The organism is Plasticicumulans sp. (assembly GCF_035331805.1).
Taxonomy (GTDB): Bacteria; Pseudomonadota; Gammaproteobacteria; order Competibacterales; family Competibacteraceae; genus Plasticicumulans.
Genome location: NZ_DAOLKE010000286.1, coordinates 1 through 4,464 on the forward strand (window position 1 = coordinate 1; position 4,464 = coordinate 4,464).

Annotated in this window: 5 protein-coding genes; 4 read left to right on the forward strand and 1 reads right to left on the reverse strand. The window is 71.9% G+C overall.

Annotated elements, in window-relative coordinates:
• The 4 genes from PKE44_RS15345 to PKE44_RS15360 form a co-directional block, all read left to right on the forward strand.
• Positions 1-631: NAD-binding protein (locus tag PKE44_RS15345; protein WP_324552788.1), on the forward strand; the 631-nt coding region annotated here is incomplete at its 5' end.
• A gap of 112 nt (positions 632-743) precedes the next feature.
• On the forward strand, positions 744-1,982 hold the full coding sequence (gene ispG, locus PKE44_RS15350) for a flavodoxin-dependent (E)-4-hydroxy-3-methylbut-2-enyl-diphosphate synthase (protein WP_324552791.1): 1,239 nt from the start codon (positions 744-746) through the stop codon (positions 1,980-1,982).
• 88 nt (positions 1,983-2,070) lie between these two features.
• Positions 2,071-2,859 carry a response regulator gene (locus tag PKE44_RS15355; RefSeq protein ID WP_324552795.1) on the forward strand — a complete coding sequence of 263 codons (789 nt, stop codon included), beginning with the start codon at positions 2,071-2,073 and terminating at the stop codon, positions 2,857-2,859.
• 169 nt (positions 2,860-3,028) lie between these two features.
• Positions 3,029-3,904, forward strand: a complete 876-nt coding sequence (locus tag PKE44_RS15360; protein WP_324552798.1) for a CheB methylesterase domain-containing protein — start codon at positions 3,029-3,031, stop codon at positions 3,902-3,904.
• Here the strand turns inward: PKE44_RS15360 and nudC are convergent.
• Positions 3,822-4,464 (reverse strand): NAD(+) diphosphatase (nudC, locus tag PKE44_RS15365; RefSeq protein ID WP_324552801.1); only part of this gene is annotated, 643 nt, incomplete at its 5' end. The genes PKE44_RS15360 and nudC overlap by 83 nt on opposite strands.

Below are 4,464 nucleotides of genomic sequence, written 5' to 3' on the forward strand. Positions count from 1 at the left end.
GCGGCCGCCGGGCCCGCCGCTGCCGCCGATCTCGCCGGCGCCGGTGCTGATCGCCGGCTACGGCCGCTTCGGCCAGACGCTGGCGCGCTTCCTGCGCGTGCGCCACGTGCCGTACACGCTGTTCGACACCGATGTCGCGCGCATCGAGCTCGGCCGCCAGCTCGGCGAGACCGTGCACTACGGCGATGCCTCGCGCGTCGAGCTGCTGCGCGCCGCGCACGCCGCGCACGCCGCAGTGCTGGTGATCGGCATCGACGATGTCGAGACCTCGCTGCGCGCGGCGGCGACCGCGCACCGGCACTTTCCGCAGCTGCGCGTGCTGTCGCGCGCCTGCAACGCCCGGCACACGCTGCGGCTGATGGACCTCGGCGTGCAGGCGGTGGCGAGCGACACCTACCTGTCGGCGCTGGAGATGGCCGAGTGTGTCGGCGTCGCGCTCGGCGATGCGCCGGCTGATATCCGTGCCGAGGTCGCGCGCTTCCGCGAGCACGACCAGCGCAACCTGCGCCGGCTGCACGGCCTGCACCACGACGAGCGGCGCATGCTGGCCGCGGCGCGCGCGGCGGTGCTGGAGATGGAGGCGGTGTTCGGCGGGCGCGAGCGCCGTCCGCCGGCCGGCCGGGACGATTGAAGGTCGCCCGGACGTGCCGCCAGTGCAGCCGTCCGGACGCCGCTACGCCGCCGGGCGCCGCGGCTGCGATAATCGCCGGCCTCGCCGCGCTTCCCACCCCGGTATGCCCGCCATGTCCCAGTCCAGTTCCGCTTCCGCGCTTCCCCGCCGCCGCGCCGTCCGCGTGCAGGTCGGCTCCGTCGCCATCGGCGGCACGGCGCCGGTCGTCGTGCAGTCGATGACCAACACCGACACTGCCGATGCCGTGCGCACCGCGATCCAGGTCGCGCAGCTCGCCCGTGCCGGCTCCGAGCTGGTGCGCATCACCGTCAACACCGAGGAAGCCGCCGCCGCCGTGCCCGAGATCCGCGCGCGGCTCGATGACATGGGGCTCGCCGTGCCGCTGGTCGGGGATTTCCACTTCAACGGCGACCGGCTGCTCGCGAAGTACCCGGCCTGCGGCCACGCACTCGGCAAGTGGCGCATCAACCCCGGCAACGTCGGGCGCGGCAGCAGGCGCGACGAGAAGTTCGCCGCGATCGTGCGTCTGGCCGTCGAGATGGAGAAACCGGTGCGCATCGGCGTCAACTGGGGTTCGCTCGACCCGGCCGTGCTCGCGCGGCTGATGGACGAGAACCATCGCCGGCCCGAGCCCTGGGACGCCGCGACCGTCATGCACGAGGCGCTGGTCGCCTCCGCGCTCGAAAGCGCCGGGGCCGCCGAGGCGCTGGGGCTCGCGCACGAGCGCATCGTGCTGTCGGCCAAGGTCTCGGGCGTGCAGGACCTGATCGCCGTCTACCGCAAGCTCGCCGCGCGCTGCGACTACCCGCTGCACCTCGGCCTGACCGAGGCCGGCATGGGCTCGAAGGGCATCGTCGCCTCGACCGCCGGCCTCGCCGTGCTGCTGCAGGAAGGCATCGGCGACACGATCCGCATCTCGCTGACGCCGGAGCCCGGCGCGGCGCGCGAGCAGGAGGTCATCGTCGCGCAGGAGATCCTGCAGTGCATGGGCCTGCGCTCGTTCACGCCGATGGTGATCTCCTGCCCCGGCTGCGGGCGCACGACCTCGGACTACTTCCAGCGCCTCGCGCAGCAGATCCAGTCCTACCTGCGCGCGCAGATGCCGCTCTGGCGCGCCGAGCACCCGGGCGTCGAGGCCATGACGGTCGCGGTGATGGGTTGCGTCGTCAACGGCCCCGGCGAAAGCAAGATGGCCAACATCGGCATCTCGCTGCCCGGCGCCGACGAGGATCCGGTCGCGCCGGTCTACGTCGACGGAAAAAAGACCGTGACCCTAAAGGGCGACACGATTGCGGCCGATTTCCAGGCCATCGTCGATGACTACGTGAAGTCGCGTTTCACCCGGACGTAGGCCGGACACAGGCCCGGGGCAGCGCGCCTAGACTGGATTCCCCATGCCCGCACAGACGGGCCGGTACACCAGAGGAGAGCGTCGGGCCATGAAGATTCAGGATCTCACGGTGCTGCTGGTCGAGCCCTCGGCCACCCAGGCAAAGATCGTGCGCCAGCAGCTGCAGGCCCTCGGTGTCACGCGCATCGAGACGGTCACGAGCGGCGCCGCGGCGCTGCCGGTCGTGCAGGCGCGCGACCTGCATCTGGTCGTCAGCCGCCTGTACCTGCCCGACATGTCCGGAGCCGATCTCTCCAAGACCATCAACGCCCTCGACCGGCCGTTCCGCCCGGCCTTCATGCTGATCTCCAGCGAGACCAACGAGGCCTATCTCGAACCGCTGCGCCAGGCCGGCGCCGCGGCGATCGTGCGCAAGCCCTTCGACGCGAGCTTCATGCAGGAGGCGCTGCACGCGGTGCTCGATCACCTCGAACCGGGCACGCTGCACCTCGGCGAGCGCGACATCGAGGAGATCCGCGTGCTGCTCGCCGACGATTCGACGGCCGTGCGCCGCTTCCTCGTGCAGCTGCTGCGCGGCCTCGGCATCGATCGCATCGACGAGGCCGACGACGGCGCGACGGCGATGCCGTTCATCGACCAGCACTACTACGACCTGCTGATCACCGACCTGCACATGCCGCTGCTGAACGGCATCGAGCTGACGCGCTACGTGCGCTGCGAGAGCCAGCAGCGCTCGCTGCCGATCGTGATGATCACCAGCGAGGCCGACGGCGGGCGGCTGGACATGGCGCGTGCCGCCGGGGTCTCGGCCTTCCTGCACAAGCCCTTCGAGGCCAAGGCGCTGAAGGCGCACATCGAGCGGCTGCTGGCCGGCTGACTGTGAAGATGCGTGGCCGCAGGGAGTACCTATTCCGATCGTAGGGTTTGCCGGGCGATGGTTCGGGGCACAATCGCCGGCATGCAGATGCTGGCCGGGCATGAACCCGGCGGCTCACCGGCGCGGTGCATGAAGCTGCGTCTTACAGGACTCCGGGAGAACCCTGCCGATGAACGACCGCCGCCCGCCGGATGACGATCCCCTGCTGCAACGCCTGGGCGAACAGCTCGAACGCCGCGGCGTGCATGCCGGGACGGAGACGGCGCGGGCGCTGCTGGAGCGCGCCTCGGCGGAACTGCGGCGCGGCGCCGATCTCGACCAGCTCGCCGCACGCCTGGCCGAGCAGGCCTGTGCGGCGGCGCGGCGCGTCAGCAGCAGCGCCGCCCAGCCGGTCGAGCGGCTGATCGCGGTCGGGGCCTCGACCGGCGGTCCGGATGCGATCCGCACCTTCCTGCGCGGCCTGAACCGGCGCTCGCCGGGCGTCGTGATCGCGCAGCACATGCCGGCCGGCTTCACGCGCCTGTTCGCCGAGCGCCTGACGCAGACCACCGGCCTCGAAGTGATCGAGGCCGCCGGCAACGAGTCGATCCTGCCCGGTCACGTCTACATCGCGCCGGGTCACGCGCACCTGACCGTGCGCCGCGCCGGCAGCCACTTCCTGACGCGGCTGTCGGACGCCCCGCCGGTCAACGACGTGCGGCCCTCGGTCGACGTGCTGTTCGAATCGCTCGCCGGCTGCGCCGGCGAGCACGTCACCGGCGTGCTGCTGACCGGCATGGGCCGCGACGGTGCGCAGGGGCTGCTGGCGATGCGCCGGGCCGGCGCGCGCACCTTCGCGCAGAACGAGGCCACCTGCACCGTCTACGGCATGCCGCGCGCGGCCGTGCGCATCGGTGCCGCCGAAACCGTGCTGCCGATCGAGCGGCTGGCCGCGGCCGTGCTCGGTGAGGGGGCCGGGGGCATCAGCCCTTTTGAAGCCAGTCCCCGATCAGCCGTCGCGACAGGCTCATTTCGTGCGGCAGTCCCGGCATTCGGCTGCGTGTGAACCACGCGGCCTCGATGATCTCGACGCCGTCGATCGCGATCTCGCCACCGCTCCATTCCGCGGTGAAGCCGATCATCAGCGAATGCGGAAACGGCCACGGCTGGCTCGCGAAGTAGCGCAGTCCGCTGATTTCCAGCCCGACTTCCTCGCGCACCTCGCGCGTCACGGTCTGTTCGAGCGCCTCGCCGGCCTCGACGAAGCCGGCGAGGATCGACCAGACGCCGGGCGCGAAGCGCGGCGAGCGCGCGAGCAGGATTTCCTCACCGCGCGTCACGCGCACCATCACCGCCGGCGACACGCGCGGATAACTCATGTGGCCGCAGGCCGGACAGGCGCGGGCGCGCTCGTCGGTGCGTGATTCGGTCGGCGTGCCGCAGACCCCGCAGAAGCGGTGCGTGGCGTCCCAGGTCAGCAGCTGCGCGGCCTGCGCGGCGATGCCGAGCAGCTCCGGATCGAGCTGGCCCCACAGCGCGCGCAGGCTGACGAAGGCTGCGCCGGGCAGCGGCCCGGCTTCGGGCGGCACGGCGAGCGCGCGGCAGGGCACGCCGTCGAAGTGGCCG